The 16,234-nt window shown below is 34.5% G+C and carries 11 protein-coding genes; 9 read left to right on the plus strand and 2 right to left on the minus strand.

The window, feature by feature from the left end; translation table 11 throughout:
• From ACKI3Q_RS08040 to ACKI3Q_RS08050, 3 genes are all read left to right on the plus strand, one after another.
• The coding region (locus tag ACKI3Q_RS08040; protein ID WP_407415998.1) for an SDR family oxidoreductase at positions 1-1,324 on the plus strand (1,324 nt) is incomplete at its 5' end.
• 11 nt (positions 1,325-1,335) lie between these two features.
• Positions 1,336-3,015: an MATE family efflux transporter gene (locus ACKI3Q_RS08045; protein ID WP_407416000.1), complete on the plus strand. Its 1,680-nt coding sequence runs from the start codon at positions 1,336-1,338 to the stop codon at positions 3,013-3,015.
• Positions 3,016-3,453: 438 nt separating this feature from the next.
• Entirely contained in the window at positions 3,454-3,927 is a 474-nt protein-coding gene (locus tag ACKI3Q_RS08050) for a HEAT repeat domain-containing protein (RefSeq protein WP_407416002.1), read from the plus strand.
• Positions 3,928-3,970: 43 nt separating this feature from the next.
• Here ACKI3Q_RS08050 and ACKI3Q_RS08055 read toward each other — a convergent pair whose 3' ends face one another.
• The gene (locus ACKI3Q_RS08055) at positions 3,971-4,396 is read right to left on the minus strand and encodes a protease inhibitor I42 family protein (protein ID WP_407416004.1); all 426 of its coding nucleotides are present in this window, start codon (positions 4,394-4,396) and stop codon (positions 3,971-3,973) included.
• A gap of 468 nt (positions 4,397-4,864) precedes the next feature.
• Here ACKI3Q_RS08055 and sstT point away from each other — a divergent pair, with 468 nt between their 5' ends.
• The 6 genes from sstT to ACKI3Q_RS08085 all read left to right on the plus strand — a co-directional run bounded on the left by sstT (position 4,865) and on the right by ACKI3Q_RS08085 (position 14,316).
• Positions 4,865-6,103: a serine/threonine transporter SstT gene (gene sstT, locus ACKI3Q_RS08060; protein WP_407416006.1), complete on the plus strand. Its 1,239-nt coding sequence runs from the start codon at positions 4,865-4,867 to the stop codon at positions 6,101-6,103.
• A 216-nt stretch (positions 6,104-6,319) separates the two neighbouring features.
• Positions 6,320-8,176: a hypothetical protein gene (locus ACKI3Q_RS08065; RefSeq protein WP_407416008.1), complete on the plus strand. Its 1,857-nt coding sequence runs from the start codon at positions 6,320-6,322 to the stop codon at positions 8,174-8,176.
• Positions 8,177-8,182: 6 nt separating this feature from the next.
• Complete coding sequence (locus ACKI3Q_RS08070) at positions 8,183-10,066, plus strand: DUF2357 domain-containing protein (protein WP_407416010.1); 1,884 nt, start codon at positions 8,183-8,185, stop codon at positions 10,064-10,066.
• 56 nt (positions 10,067-10,122) lie between these two features.
• Positions 10,123-10,698, plus strand: coding sequence for a (deoxy)nucleoside triphosphate pyrophosphohydrolase (locus ACKI3Q_RS08075; RefSeq protein ID WP_407416012.1), 576 nt, complete (start codon positions 10,123-10,125; stop codon positions 10,696-10,698).
• Positions 10,688-13,597: a DEAD/DEAH box helicase gene (locus ACKI3Q_RS08080; RefSeq protein ID WP_407416014.1), complete on the plus strand. Its 2,910-nt coding sequence runs from the start codon at positions 10,688-10,690 to the stop codon at positions 13,595-13,597. Before ACKI3Q_RS08075 ends, ACKI3Q_RS08080 begins: the two co-directional genes overlap by 11 nt.
• Positions 13,598-13,674: 77 nt before the next feature.
• Positions 13,675-14,316, plus strand: a complete 642-nt coding sequence (locus ACKI3Q_RS08085; protein ID WP_407416016.1) for a hypothetical protein — start codon at positions 13,675-13,677, stop codon at positions 14,314-14,316.
• A gap of 175 nt (positions 14,317-14,491) precedes the next feature.
• On the opposite strand, the gene ACKI3Q_RS08090 is transcribed toward ACKI3Q_RS08085, so the two are convergent.
• Positions 14,492-16,090: a hypothetical protein gene (locus ACKI3Q_RS08090; RefSeq protein WP_407416018.1), complete on the minus strand. Its 1,599-nt coding sequence runs from the start codon at positions 16,088-16,090 to the stop codon at positions 14,492-14,494.
• Positions 16,091-16,234 lie beyond the last annotated feature (144 nt).

The following is a 16,234-nucleotide window of genomic DNA, read 5'->3' on the forward strand; positions in this document are numbered from 1 at the left end:
TGAGTTACTCAAACAGGATTATGATGTAAAATATGATGATATCTTTAAAAACCAGACTCCAAGAAAACTGGCCAGCTTCCTGTCCGGTGATGAAATAGATGAAGACTTGGATGTGGACATCATTGAAAACTATGACTACACCAAAATCAACAATCTCCTTGAGGAAAATACCTTTGAAAACTTTGCTCAGGGCAGAAATACCGAATTGGGTAACGTATTGCTTACTGGAGTTACCGGTTTCCTCGGTGTTCACGTATTGTATGAATACCTCAAAAACGAAGAGGGAACAATATATTGTATGCTGAGAAAAGGCCAGTTCGACAGCTGTGAAGAGCGTTTCGCTGACCTCATGGATTATTATTATGGTGAAGACTTCACAGACCTCATAGGATCACGCATTATCCTAAGTGAGGGAGACATTACAAGCCTTGACGACTTCAAAAAGCTTGAAGATTATCCGATTGATACGATTATCAACTGTGCAGCTATTGTAAAACACTACACTCACGATGATTATATCTTCAGGGTTAATGTTGACGGTGTTGTCAACGGACTTGAGTTTGCTGAGGCAAACAACATGACCTATGTCCAGATATCAACTACAAGTGTCCTGGAGGACTACTCAGAAGACGGTGATGTTTCCGTTGAACATTGCGATGAAAAAACGCTCTACTGGGGACAAGACCTGTCCAACAAATATCTCAACAGTAAGTTCCTTGCAGAAAGAATGGTGCTTGAAAAGGCATTGAACGGCCTTAATGTGAAAATCATCAGGGTTGGAAACCTCATGGCACGTCAATCCGACGGTATGTTCCAGAAAAACTATGATACCAATGCTTTCTTAAACGGTATTAAAGCCATTAAAAACCTGAAGGCAACAATTCCTGAAATATCTGGAGAGATGGTTGAATTGAGCCCAATAGATTGCGTGGCAAGGGCAACTCTTGAACTTGCGAAAGCTCCAATGGAGTGCACAGTATTCCATGCAGTCTCTGACAAATGGATTCCTACAAGCGATATAATTGATGCTCTTAATTCATTTGGTTTCGGCATTGAAGAGGTTACTCCTGAAGAATTCAGAAAAATCTATGAACAGAACATGGATGAAAACATTCAGGGAATCATTACAGCTGATTTGACAATTGATGATTTCGCTGAAGATGACGGTGAAGAAGGGCCTGTTGAAAGTGATGACGGCGAACTTGTAGTGATGGACCAGACTGTTGAAATCCTCAAGACATTCGGATTCACCTGGCCGGAATGTGATAAAGATTATCTTACAAGATTTATAAAACATTTAATAGAGGTAAAATATTTTGATTAGGGAGAGTTAAGATGAATTTTAAAATAGCAGACAGTAAATTTAAACAACTATTAATACCTAGCCTACTTCTGGTAATGGCTTTGAACTTAAGTTCAGTCGTTGACAGTTTTTTTGTAGGCAGATTCATAGGTCCACATGCAGTCGCTGCAATTGAAGTTTTAGAACCGGTTATTTTATTAATGACGGTTTTCGAATGGTTATTTGGACTTGGTGGACAAATATTATCTATAAACAAGAAATCTAAATTCGATATTGAGGGAAGTAACAGGTACTTTACAGTATCAATGGTCGTATCATTTATTGCGGCTGTAATACTTGCTATCCTATGGTTATTATTCATGGATCCTTTGACTCCACTTTTAGGTGCTTCAGCTACTGCAAAACCTCTTGTGCTGGAATATTCCAAATATTTATCTGCATGTTTTGTTGTATCTACAGTTGCCGCAGTGCTTACACAGTATATTCGTGTGGATGACCAGCCGAACTTTGCATCAGCAGTCATCATTATAGCTAATTTAATCAATATAGTCCTGGATTATATGTTTCTGTCCTGGGGATGGGGTATGTCTTCCGCATCACTCGCATCATTTATCGGTTATACGCTTTCCCTTGTAGTATGTTTATGGTATATACGCCATCCAAAAAGAACATTCAGATTTATTCGTTCAGCACTTGAAATTAAAACTTTCCTTAGAACAACATGGAAAATGACTAAAGTAGGTTTTCCGGGTGCAAGTATCGGTGTCTTTGATGTAATTTTCGTTCTTATAATGAACTTATTCCTTGCTGCTACATTGCATGATCTCGGATTGGTCACTTACCAGTTGTGTATGGACATATTGGTAATCGGTAGTATTGTTGATGTTGGAATTTCAGAAACGTTGACGTCTATTGTTCCGGTTTATTATACAAAGCATGATTATGCGAATTTAAAACATCTGATTAAGATTTCACTTCTGATGGGATTGGCCTTTGCAGTAATATTGACCGCGGCCTTATGGATTTGGCCTGAAGGATTCCTATCACTTTACAAATTCGACCATTTGGAGATGGCAGGTTTCGCAATACATGCGGTTGAACTATATTCACTCTTCTTTGTACTGTCCGTACTTCCGAGCATGCTTATATTCTACTATGAAGCTATTGAAAGGTCTCTTCTTTCAACAGTACTTTCAGTGCTTTACACACTTGTACTCCCTCTGGTTTGTGTAATCGGATTATATTATCTCATCGGATCAGACGGAATATGGTTGGGATTCCCTGTATCCTGTGTTATCGTATCGATTTTAATTGTCATCAGCGTCAAGCTTATTCAAAGAAGGGAACCGAAATACAGCACCCTGTTCTTCATAGAAAAGGATCTTGTTGATAAGACTGAAAACTTTGTCTTGACTGACAATGACTTGGATACAAGAAATGAATGCTTAAATCATTTGAAAAATATCGGTGCAAATGAGGAATTCTGCGACAATGTCAACAAGATTTTTGACGTGATTTTTGACACCAATCCTCATGATACAAATGTGGAAGTCCTTGTCATAGACTATGATGACAACGTACATATCGATGTCAAATACGATGGGGAACATGAAAATCTCGAACATCTTAAACATAACTTCCCTGAAGGCCTTTTCAAGTATGCGGAAGTTTTAGGATTCAATACAATCGAATACGTTATGGACAAAAGCTAAATTTATTTAGCTTTTTTTCTATTTTTTTTAAAGATATCAAAAAACTTATTTTTTTCAGCACTTCATGTACATATCCATTTAAAATGTTAATTTTCTAATGTGCCTGCTCATGTTAATGTCAGTTCCGGCTGATTAAATTATATGAAAAGTAGTTAATTACTGATTTTATCAGAGCTTTCTTGCAGGAAAATGCCACGTCTGAGAGACCTTCACGAAACTTAAAAATTATATTGTTTTTTTCACAAACATATGGAATAAGTAGGGAAGTTTTTTTGGAATCGTGAAAAGATGTCTGATGATAATGATGTTTTGAATGAATTAAGAAGCATTACGAAAGATAGGAAATGCTGGAGAGACAATATTGGCGATGTTGCATCAAAACTGGGCGATGATTATTCGGATGCCGTTAAGGCAAAGGCTCTGTGGCTTCTTGGAGAGATGGGGCTGAAGCATCCTGAAGAGATTGAATGTCATGTGGGTGGTATTGCTTCATACCTGAAAGATGATAATCCAAAGCTCAGGGAAAGATCGGCCAATGCAATGGGAAGAATCGGCAGGGCAGATGTGAATCTGGTGATTTCCTATTTTGATGAAGTGATGGAACTTAGACATGATGAATCCGAAAACGTCCGCCATGCATTTGTCTGGGCCTGTGAAAACATAGCTTCAAGTTCTCCCGAGCTATTTTGCGAAAAGCTTGAAATCTTTTTTGAAATGATATCTGATTCAGGCGAAAAGGTTCGTATAGAGGCTCCTGAAATGTTCAGGGTTGTTGGAAAAAGAATGCCTTACTGCGTAAAGCCATATCTTGAAAGGCTTTGCTGGATTGCAGAAAATGATGAAAATCCTACAGTCAGAATCCATAGTGCAGGTGCGGTGAGAATTACAAAAAAAGCCTTGAAAGAAAGTTAGATGGTGTTTAAAAAAAAGTTAAAAAAGGGAATGGGGAGTTCCCTTAGTTTATCATATCAGAGTCAATTTCTTGTGCGATGTCACCATGAGGGGTGTATAAGACTAATTTTACGTAGTAGTCATCGCTGTTTACATGGAATGTGAAGTAGCTTGTTGCAGATGAACCACACATGTCAGGGTGGTCAATAACGTTATCTTGTGAAACTAAATCTACACCATGGGTTTCTGGGCTGACTTCCCAGTGGTATCCGGTACCGGTATTGTATCTTCCGGACATTGTGAAAGTATTGTTTCCGTCTAATATTGGGGCATTATCATGTCCTACTGCTATAGTATCATTTATATCACTTGCAACGTGTCCGACAAAATCGGAACTTACATCACTAGCAGCAATGCAGCCTAATCCTACGAAAGCGGAGAAAACTACTAATGCAGCTAGTATTATCCTTGAATTGCTTTTTATTTTCATATTAAATATCTCCTTATTTTTTTTAATTAACTACATAATCTTGGGGATTATGTTAACTATATTTTACATACTGATAATTTATAAACTTTTTCGCATGTAAGTGGTTGCTTACATTTTTTAAAGGGTTTACGGTTCGTTGTTTACAGAATAAATAAATTTGATGATTTATTGAATTTAAAAAGGTAAAATTTAATATGTGTGGAATGTAAATACTATAATAATGAGGTGATTCTACTATGTGGGAATGTCCGGTTTGTGGTCATTGGAATGACGACGATGAAGAGATGTGCAGCATATGCCTGTATATCCAGGGTGTCAACAACTTCATTGACTGGAGCAGTGAATGATTTTCATGCTTCCGGTGATGTTGTAAAATTTATTAATCATTAATTCAAAAATTTAAACAATGGATGATGCCTGAATGCAGGTTTTTGCAATTTAACAATTTGATAAAGGGATGGTTCTGATATGAATATTATTGAAAGGTGGACACAGTCAAGTCTTATTTTAAAGATCTTCATAGGATTGATAGTGGGAACCATTTTAGGTATTCTTGTTCCTGAATGGACGGTCATAGGGTTTATCGGAGACATCTTTGTATCAGCACTTAAGGCAATCGCACCTATTCTGGTTTTTGTTTTGGTTACCTCAGCTATTTGTCAGGCAAAGATGGGAGACGGCTCCAAGTTCACGATGATTTTCGTGCTGTTTCTCTTTACCAATTTTCTGGCAGCGCTGATTTCAATTGCAGCCTGCCATTTCTATCCTGTAAGCATTCATCTGACATCAGCCACTAATGTCACTGCTGTCGGAGGAATCGGAGACGTGATGAGTCAGATGATTCTGAAGGTTTTTGAAAGTCCGGTAAAGGCCCTTGTTGAAGGAGAGTATCTTGCAATTCTTTTCTGGTCAATAACTTTGGGTTTTGCCCTGAAAGTCGTTGCAAGCGACACTACAAAGAAGGTCATCAATGATATTTCCGAAGCATTTACAAAGGTAGTCGGCTTCATCATCCAGTTCGCTCCGATAGGTGTCATGGGTCTGGTGTTCACTTCAGTTTCCCAAAGCGGACTGGGCATTTTCTCCCAGTACGGTCAGGCAATACTTCTGATTGTAGTGTGCATTGCAGTTGTAGGTTTTATAATCAATCCTCTCATTGGAGGTATTATTTTAAGGAAAAATCCCTATCCTCTGGCTTTGCTGTGCTATAGGGAAAGTGGAATCATGGCATTCTTTTCCAGAAGTTCAGCGGCAAACATTCCAATCAATATCCGGCTGTGTGAAAGGCTGGGACTTGACAGGGATTTCTTTTCAATTACAATTCCCCTTGGTTCAACCATCAATACAAACGGAGCGGCAGTAACCATTGCGGTCATGACTCTCATTACATGCCACACCCTTGGAATTTCAGTTTCCCTGCCTATGGCCATAGTTCTTGCTCTTGTCACTACCGTGGCGGCATGCTGTGCTTCAGGTGTTATCGGCGGATCATTGCTGCTTATTCCGCTGACATGTTCAATGTTTGGAATCAGCCAGGATATTTCCATGCAGGTCGTAGCCGTCGGTTTTATCATCAGCGTGATTCAGGATTCCTGTGAAACCGGAATCAATTCCGCATGTGATGTCTTCTTTACTGCAGTTGTTGAATATTATTACAGAGCCAAGAATTCAAAGCCCCTTAATTATCTTGGGGAGTTTGCCAAGTAATTATTATGGGTTATTGTGTATTGGCTAAAGCAATGTTTTTTTTTAAATTCCTTTTTTATAATATAAAATGGCTGGTTTATTTAAATTTTTTAAGGTATTTTGAAAATTTTTCATAAAAATATAACGATCGAATTATTTTTATAATTGTTTTGTATATATATTGTATTAAATGTATTGTATTTTTTTAGGATTTATTCATTAATGTTGGTTGTTGGTATGGTAGAAACTAAATTAAGAGGATTTTCATTTTATAGATATCTTATAAATGAAGGTTATTATTTTGATAAAGAAATTATTGAAAATTATTTGTTGTCCCTAAAGGTAAAACCTTTTGTAATATTAACGGGTAATTCAGGGACAGGTAAAACTAAATTGTCACAATTATTTGCTAGATATATTTCATCTTTTGGAGATTTGGATGATGATTCTTTTGTAACCTTTGAAAGTTCTAATGATGTTTATGAATCTTCAGAAGATTATGTTACTGTAAACGCTAAAGCGAACTATTCTTCTTGGAAGAATAAAGGTTGGACTTTAGGTAAAGATGATTTTGAAGGTATATTGCCTATCCGTGAATGTGAAAAGAAATGTAATATGTATGTAGATGATATTTTTGCTAGTGGAGGTATTTTTTTAGGATTTCAATTGTTTTATGATGATAATACTATTCAAGATTATTTTAAAAAATTATATGAAGAAGATAGTTCCCAAATTGTTGATTTGAAAATTGATTGTAATTCTTTAATTAATTTTATTTCGGATGATTATATTGAGCCTAATGGTTCTATTCTCCTCACACAGAAATCGAATAAATCTGCTTATAATGAAAGACAATGGATGATGAATAAAGACATTTTTAATTATCTTCCATTTCATAAGGGGTATTATGACTGTAATATAATTGTTAATGAAATCAAATCAAAGGCAAAATTTAGAATTGTTCCAAGATTATTTTTTAGTCCAAATAAAGAATTACAAGATTATCTTCAAAAAAATCATGGAAAAATTGTTAATGTTGATTTAAAAATTGATAAATTTGATTTTGAAGATTTTAAACCAAAATTTCAATTAAAAAATTTAGATGAAGTTGGGGGTAATAATGGGCAGGATGTTTTAAAAGATCCTATAATTAGTAATCCTATCACGTCTAAATATAGTATTGTTCCCGTTGGTGCGAATTGGACAGATAATTCAAATATTTTAGGTTATTATAATGCAATCACTGAAAAATACCAGCCAACTCCTGCTTATGATTTAATTTATGAGGCTAGTTCAGATAATTATAGTCCTTATTTTTTAATTCTTGATGAAATGAATTTATCTCATGTAGAAAGGTATTTTGCTGATTTTTTATCCGCTATTGAAAGTAAAGAACCAATTCCTTTATATGGAAAATCACAAGTTAAATTAAATCTTCCAGATAATTTATTCATTGTAGGTACTGTCAATGTCGATGAAACAACATATATGTTTTCACCAAAAGTGTTGGATAGGGCCAATACTATAGAATTTGATACATTGTCTGTATCTGATTATATTAATTTAGATTTAGGCAGTGATGATTTTAACGGTGATATTGATTACCTTCAATCTCCATTATCTGATTCAGATATTTCTAATCTTAACATTTCTGATTTAAAAGAAATTTTATCTGGGATTTCATGTGATGATGGAAATTTATTGGAAGTCTTAATTAATGAAATGGATTCTTTTCAATATGCACTTAAATCCACAGGGTTTGATTTTGGATTTAGAGTTATTAATGAAATTTTAAGATTTATGGTTGTCGCATGGAGATATGAGAATTCTCCTGATAATTGGGACAATTGGGAAAGATATTTTGATGCTCAAATTAAACAAAAAATACTTCCTAAGCTTCATGGATCTCAAAAAGCTATTGGCAATGTGTTGGATAATTTATTTAATTTATGTTTAGTTAAATGGGATAATAATGAACAAGCCAAATTATTCAATATAACTGAAGATAACTGCAAGTATTATACTTCTGCTTTAAAGCTTCAAAATATGGCTAAAGTATTGGCTGACCAAAGATACGTTTCCTTTATTAATTAGATTTAAATGATTGAACAAAAAGCTATTATTAATTTAAAAGATAAGTTTTCAAATAATATTGGAACTTTAACTCTTAGTTCTATTGATCCTATTCGAGAAAGTGAATCATCTCATAAAATTTCAGATAATTTTGTTTTAGAAAACATCGATTTGGTTGATGAAATTGATAATTCCACTCCTATTCAGTATTACAGCAAGGAATCTTCTCAATTTTCTCATTTAATGCTATTGGAAGAAACTGAATATCAAATTCTATTTGAATCAAATGATGTCAATGCTAGTTATGAAGTTTTATGTTCATTAGTTGAAATTAATGAAAGTCATTTTAAGCGATTTAGATTTAATTTGGGAGATAATAAGAAATTTAAAGTCGCAGGTACATTAAATTTCAGAAGTTATGTAGGTAAATCATTTTTGGATGTTAAAAAAGATAATTTAAAATCAATTTCAATTCCTATTGAAGTCAGGTCTAAAAAAATAGATTATTTTAATCAATATTCGGCAATGATTGCTGATTTATCACAGCATGCATTAAGCTTAATTTTTGAAGTCAATTCTCCTTTATATCAGGAATTTGTATTTGCTGATGAAGAAAAACTCACTTATTATGAAGACTTCATGTTCTTAGAATATTTGTTTAGGCAGGATAATTTACCTTCAATTTTCGAGTATTTATCTAAAAATATGCATTCACAATTAATTAATCATGATGAAACAGTTCCAATTTCTTTAGCAAATAATTTAAATTCTTCTTCATTAAATAATATTGTTTCTAAGCCTAATCAACTTTTTAAAGTTGATTCATCAATTAAAATGGCTGAAAAATTAAACGGGTATCTCCCTTACGATATTCACCAAATAAAACATGAAGACACAATTGATACTCCTGAAAATCAATTTTTCAAATATTTTTTAGAAATGCTTCAAAATTTAGTTGAAAAATTATTAATCAGTTCTAAAAAAGGTTATATTCAGGATAAACTAAAAGTCTTTCGAGAAGAAATTGATTATTATCTTTCAGCAAAGTTTTTTAATCATATTTCCAATATGGATTATGTTCCATTTAATTCGCAGGTTTTACAGAAAAAAGAAGGATATAGGGAAATTTTTCAATACTTTTTAATGTTGGAATTTTCATTCAGATTAAGTTGGGATGATTTAAACAATAAATTTAAAGGATTTGAAAAGAAATTATCTGAATTATACGAATATTGGTGCTATTTTGAATTATTAAAAGTTTTAAATGATTTAAGTATTACAAAAATTAATTTTGAAGATGTTTTTGAAGTTAATAAAACCAATTGGGCCATAAATGTTATTAAAGGTAAGCGTTCATCCAAAAAATTCAAATTAAATATTCGCGGCCATGATGTTGGTATAGAACTATTTTATAATTTAACATTTTCCGATAAATCAGACTATAAGTCTTATTCTCTTGCATTTAAACCAGATTATACTTTATTAATCACTACGGCTGTTGACCAACATTTCATCCATTTTGATGCAAAATACAGGTCAGAATTGGAGATCATTGATTTTTATGAAAAAATTGGTGAAAAATCTAGTTCAGACATTGAAAAAGAGATAGACAAAAGAGACTCACTTGAAGAAAAAGAATATGTTTATAAAGATGCAGATATTTATAAAATGCATACATATAAAGATTCAATTTTACTTAGTTCTGGTTCTTATGTGTTATATCCAGGTACTAAATCCAAATATTTTAGACAAGAAGATTTGGTAATACCTTCTGTCGGCGCATTTTCATTAACTCCTGGAAATACGGATGTTGAAGAAGATAATTTGACCAAATTTATTAAAAAGATTATTGAAACATTATTGTATTATGATGGTTTAATTAATTATGAGTGGGTAAGTTCTAATTATTAATTATCATTAACATTTATAACGTAAGCTGCTAAATATTAAACCAGAGGAGTTAACATATGAAAACTTTAAATGTTGTTGCAGCTATTATTCACAAGGACAATAAAATTTTAGCTACTAAAAGGGGCTATGGGGAGTTCATTAACCAGTGGGAATTTCCCGGCGGCAAAATAGAGGAAAACGAAACAAAAGAAGAAGCTTTAATTCGTGAAATTAAGGAAGAATTAAATGTCGATATAGAAATAACCAATTTTGCACTGGATTTGGAGTATCAATACCCTACCTTTTATTTGAAAATGTCCTGTTTTGACTGCATTATCAAGAATGGAACTCCTAAACTTTTGGAGCATAATGATGCAAGGTGGCTTTCAAAAGACGAATTGGATGACGTTAACTGGATTCCTGCCGACGTTGCTGCTGTTGACTATCTGAAAGAAACAATGGTTGACCACAAGACAATAATGGAAAAGATGAAAAAGGTTGACGAGGAGATGCAGAAATGCGGCTATGATCTGGACAGATTAAAGGAACTGTATGAAAGCACTGATGACAAGTTTGAAAAACAGCTGATTTATGCGGAAATCAGATCTATTGAAATTTTAAACTCTATTCATATTGATGCAAATGGCGAATGAAGATATTTTAAATGGGGCTAGAACTGCGTTTATTGATGAGAATTACACATCCTTAAATGACTTTAAGCCTAAACTGCTTTTCAATTCAAGAGAATCAAAGGTTAGGAATGAATTAATCGACCAGCTGAGAGACTGTGACGAATTCATCATTTCAACTGCATTCATTACCTTGGGAGGAATCACTCCCCTTCTGGAAGAGTTTAAAAACCTTGAGAAAAAGAACATCAAAGGCAAAATTCTCACCACTGACTATCTGGCTTTCACCGAGCCAAAGGCAATCAAAAAGCTCAACGACTTTAAAAACATCGAAGTCAGAATGTTTACAACTGAAAATGAGGGCTTCCACACCAAAGGATATATCTTTAAGAAAAACAATAACTATTCAGCTATTGTGGGAAGTTCCAATCTGACTGCAAAGGCTCTGGTTGAAAATAAGGAATGGAATGTCGGATTTACATCTACAAAAGAGGGTGAAATTCTCCATAATCTATTAAATGAATTCAATGAACTGTGGGATGAGTCAAAGGATTTGGAGGACATTCTTCCGAGCTATGAAAAATTATATAACGATAATGTTAACTTCAAGCATATAAGGGAAATCACTAAAGAGATAGAAAATGTCCCTGAGCTAATTCCAAACTCCATGCAGGAGAAATTTCTCACAAATATCAGAAACCTGATTAAAAATGATGAAAAAAGAGCTATTCTGGTTTCTGCAACAGGTACTGGTAAAACCTATGCATCAGCTTTTGCTGTAAAGAACTTCAACCCTAAACGATTTTTATTCATTGTCCACCGTGAACAGATTGCAAAGCAGTCCATTAACGCTTATAAAAATGTCATCAAGGACAAGTCATTCGGCCTTTTGACAGGTAACCACAAAGACATCAATGCAGACTATATTTTTGCAACAATCCAGACCCTGTCAAAGGAAGACGTCTACACAAAATTCAAAAAGGATGAATTTGACTACATAATCATAGATGAGGTCCACAAGGCAGGTGCATTAAGCTATCAAAAGATTTTCAATTATTTCACTCCTAAATTCTACCTTGGAATGACTGCTTCGCCGGAGCGTACTGACGGCTTTGATATCTATGAGCTTTTTGACCATAATATTGCCCATGAGATACGCCTGCAGGAAGCTTTGGATGAGGATTTGCTATGTCCCTTCCATTACTTCGGAATCAGTGACATTACCTTTGAAAACGGGGAAATCGATGATGACTTCACTGATTTCAACTATCTGACTTCAGAGCAGAGGGTAACATATCTGCTTGAAAAATCAGAGTTCTATGGTTATTCCGGTGACAGGATCAAGGCTCTGGTGTTCTGTTCAAGAAAACGTGAAGCAAAGGAGCTTTCCAAGAAATTCAATCAGCGCGGCCATCCATCAACGGTGTTAACCGGTGAAAATACCCAGCAGGAAAGGCTTGATGCGATTGACAGACTGACCAATGATTCCAATCCCAATAAGCTCGAATACATTTTTACTGTCGACATCTTCAATGAGGGTGTGGACATTCCCGAGATTAATCAGGTTCTTCTTGTAAGGCCAACGGAATCTCCAATCATTTTTATCCAGCAGCTGGGAAGAGGATTGAGGAAATATAAAAACAAGGAATTTGTTGTAATTCTGGATTTCATCGGCAATTACAGAAACAATTTCATGATTCCCCTTGCCCTTTCAGGTGACAGGTCATATGACAAGGATAAGCTAAGGCATTATCTGATGCAGGGAAATAAAATCATTCCCGGCGCTTCATCAATCAATTTCGATGAGGTTTCCAGACAGAAGATTTACAATTCAATAAACAATGCCAGCTTTTCAAGGGTGGCTCTCTTTAAAGAAAAATACAATAACCTGAAGTTCAAATTGGGCAGAATCCCAATGCTTTGCGACTTTTACGAGAATGCCGACTTCAACCCCGAGCTGATACTTGCATACAATCAGTTCCCGTGCTATCCGTTATTTTTGAATAAGGTTGAAGATGACTATAGCTGTGAACTAACGGAAAGTGAACTCATTTCATTAAAGTTAATTTCAAAGAAACTTATTAAGGGGATAAGGCCACATGAACTCATTATTTTAAACTGCCTTAGATATAATAAGTATTTCACTGTTGAAATGATTGAAAAATGCCTGTTTGATATATATGGACTGACAAATCAGAAGGACTCAATTGAAGGTGCAATCAACTTTTTGAGTCTGGATTTCTATAAAAAGGAAAACGGAGAGGGCTATCAGGCAAATACTGTTCAGGGTTTTCTTGGAAAGGATATTTCATATGAAAACATATTTTTCACAGATGACTTTAAAATTTCAGACCACTTTAGAAATTGCCTGGCAAATCCGACTTATCTGAAGCACTTTGAGGATGCCGTTAATTATGCATTTCTCAAATATGAAAATGTCTACAGGGATGAAAATCCCTTCAGGTTATATGAAAAATACTCCCGTGAAGATGTTTTAAGGCTTTTGAACTGGAAACATTTCATGAACGGCCAGAACATCGGCGGATATAAAATCAAATACAATACCTGCCCTATTTTTGTAACATACAATAAGGCTGAAGACATTTCACAGACCATTAATTATGATGATCGCTTCTTAAGCAAAGAGACATTTTACTGGATGAGTAGGGACAACAGAAAAATCTCTTCGGCAGAACTGGAACCGTTAATTAATTACAATGGTCTTGATGTTGAGTTGTTTATACAGAAAAATAATGATGAGGGTATTGAATTCTATTATATCGGCAAATTAACTCCTTTGGAGCATGAACAACTCTATAGAGACATTGATGGCAAGAAAAAGCCGATTGTTAATTTTACTTTTAAAATAGAAACTCCCGTTAAGGACGAGTTATATGAATATTTTGTTAATGATTTGGATTAGTTAAGAAGTATTGGCTTATGTGGAGGAATTATATGGTCGGTCAAAATGTATTGGTGGATATTTGTTGAGGGATTAATATGGATTATGAAGCCTTTAAAATAAGAAGTGTAATTTTTGCTAACCATTTCAAGATTGATAAAAAACCCATCTTTTTTGAAAGCGGTAATTTCAATTATAAATTTTTAATTTTGGATTTTGGACATAATGCTTTAGATATTTCTAGTTTTTCTAGATATTCAGATATAATTTCATCATCTGGACCAATTGAAAAGAAATTGGATAGATTAATAGGCAGCACATCAACCAATTCTTCTGTACTTAAAAGCACAGCTTTAAAAAGAAAAAGATACTTATTGGATGAGAAAATTACTGTTAATATAAATGGTCAGGATTATTTTTTCAAAATTGATGGTATTGGCCCTCAAGCTATTAAAATTACAACACAGATTACTTACGATGAAATCACAACGTCGGATAAGCCTGTAGAATCTACCTTAAGAGATTTAATCTATACTCTCTACCGGGGTCAGCTTAATAATAAATTAACTCTTGAAAAGATTGAAGCGGAATGGCAAAGTAAAGAAGCCCATAATCATAAGGTCCATGAGGAAGTTCTAAGAGAAGAACGTGAAAGAGAACTAAAAAAGAAGAAAGTCATGGAAGAGTTAGGCCTTTCAGATTCCCCAAATCCGATTAAAGGCGATAAAATTAGATGGTAATTTCTTTAAATCATTAAACTTTTTTTAAGTTTTTTTTTAGGTTTTGTTTTTAGATATACATTTCAATAAAAGACTGCTGCACTTTTGCCCATGCATTGACATAATGATTCTCTATCAATCCCCATATCAAGAGAATCATTTTATTATGCAGCATCTGTCTTTTATCTATTCACTCCTATTTCGTGTTTTCTCCTTGATTATATATCCCCATATAGTTAATCATTTCAGTTAATAGATTGGTATATAGTATATCTAAACAAAACCTGTTTTCCCCGATATCCCATAATTCTTTGAAGGCCTCCGCATTTGTTTTACCCCAGAATTCCGCGTCATTGGCCGCAGTCGTGTTTCCATCCCTTTCTAAATGTAATAAACTTCTAATTTGTGCACTGGCTGATGAAACTGCAGTATAGTCTACACTTGAAAAATAAGAGTTTTCATTTTCGAGGCTTTCATTGTCCCCATTTGCCTCTATGTGAGGTTCAGCTTTTTCAAAAGCTTTGCAAAAATTAGTTAATAGGTTTTCAGATAGAACTAAGTCATAATCAAAGAATTCGATTGTTGCATCAAGTGGTGTTGATTCCTCAATTAGGTCTTCATTCATGTAGTTAATTAAAAGCAATAATCCTTGATTAAAAATAGATTCGCCGTTTTGATTAAAATCGTCGGTGAATATTGAGTTATTGCAAATGAGAGTTTCGGTAATGGTTATTTTATTGCAGTGGTCTTTTGCTGACCCGCTGCCGATTATGTCGGTGTTGTATGTCAATGCCCCAAGATTGACCATGTTTTCAACACTGACATCGGGCTCTTCGTCAATTAGAGAGTTGTCTGCTAAGATGCAGTACTCTAAATTGTCTTCTGAAATGCTTATATCATCGTAATATGAATCGTTGATTTCCAAACTGTAATTATCGGAATTTAAAGAATCCGGACACCAGGAACCCATATTGTCATAGGTATACTCAATGTTCAGCGTAAAGCCGCTGATTTCCAAATCAGTGTCTGACGATTCTTCTATCATGCCTCCAGTTATGCTGTATTCCCTAAGGTCGATTATTGCATCTTGGCATGCTTTATCCAAAGCCTTATTGCAGTTGACGGTTAAGGAATTCCTGAAGTTCTGTTCTTCCTCTTCATCCATATTTCTAGGCGTGGTCATAATGTTTCTGCTGAGTTGAATGCAATTCAAAATGGCGGTATTTGCATAGCTTCCATAGAAATCATGGGAACTGTTTAAATCACCAAAATCATTGTAAATTGCAGCTTTCCTGTTGTCGGATAAGCTATTTTCTTCAGCATAATTATCACAGCCATGATCTAAGCATTGCCCGTTGACTGTCAATTTGGATTCATATGTTATAAAATGGGGATTGCTGAAACTTTCGGCGGAACTGTTTATGATAACTACGCTTTCGTAAATGCTGAAGCTTTCTGTAGTATTTGATACGCTACTTTCAGAGTATGAATATGGCGTACTCTCTAATAACATGTGGGAAGTGTCCAATAAAGGCACTGCATAACTGACAACGTTTTCCAGACCGACCAGTTCCATTGGCTTGTCATGTGGAACGAATCCAAAACAGACCACTTCAAAATCTTCATCATATGGAGCGAATCCAAAACAGAGAATATCTGCTTCGTCAAGTGAATCGTTCACTGGGCTGACTATTTCCATTGAATCGTCAATCGGAATGGCATCGTTTATGTCACTGCTTTGATTGGTTTGTAGCGTTTCATTAACATCTGCCGCATTAATGCAAGATGCACTCATAAAGATACATAAGCACATTATTAGGATAAATATTGCTTTTGTACCTATCAGATCCAATTTCGTTTCAAATCCTCCATTTTATTCAATAATAGAAACAATGAATTTATATAGTAAATTCATGAATAATCTTTTCTTTTGTTTTAT

It is taken from the genome of Methanobrevibacter sp. (assembly GCF_045636185.1).
In the GTDB taxonomy this organism is placed as follows: domain Archaea; phylum Methanobacteriota; class Methanobacteria; order Methanobacteriales; family Methanobacteriaceae; genus Methanocatella.